Origin of the sequence: Bacillus sp. RB3 (assembly GCF_030164735.1) — a bacterium.
Lineage (GTDB): Bacteria > Bacillota > Bacilli > Bacillales > Bacillaceae_G > Bacillus_A > Bacillus_A cereus.
Map to the genome: position 1 here is coordinate 1 of NZ_JASNGE010000109.1, position 404 is coordinate 404.

Sequence of the window (404 nt, forward strand, 5' to 3'; positions counted from 1 at the left end):
TGTTTCTACTTCTTTTTGTACGATCTCTTTTTCGTATTCAGTCAAAATGGACACATAGTATTTACCAGTAGGTGTCATAGAAATCGTACATGACTTGATTATATGGCCTTGTGGTATTTCTCTATGCTGTTTGATACGTACCATTTTCAGTTTTGGCAATTTGATATGACCGTTAAGCAACATAATATTTCCGTTCACTACATTCGTTGTATAAGACTTTCTGTCTTTTTTGCTTTTGAATGTTGGGAAGTCATTTTGACCACGAAAGAAATTTTTATAGGCAGTTTGCAAGTTTAGTTGAGCATTTGCCAAAGCTAATGAATCAACTTCTTTTAACCACTCAAATTCTGCTTTGTATTTTGCAGGAGTGGGAAGCTTTTGTTTCTTTAGTTGATCCTTATCAT

At 33.9% G+C, this 404-nt stretch carries 1 pseudogene; it reads right to left on the reverse strand.

Features of this window, described 5'->3' with window-relative positions:
* Window positions 1–404: pseudogene (locus tag QO049_RS30550) on the reverse strand (RNA-guided endonuclease TnpB family protein); the annotation flags it as partial.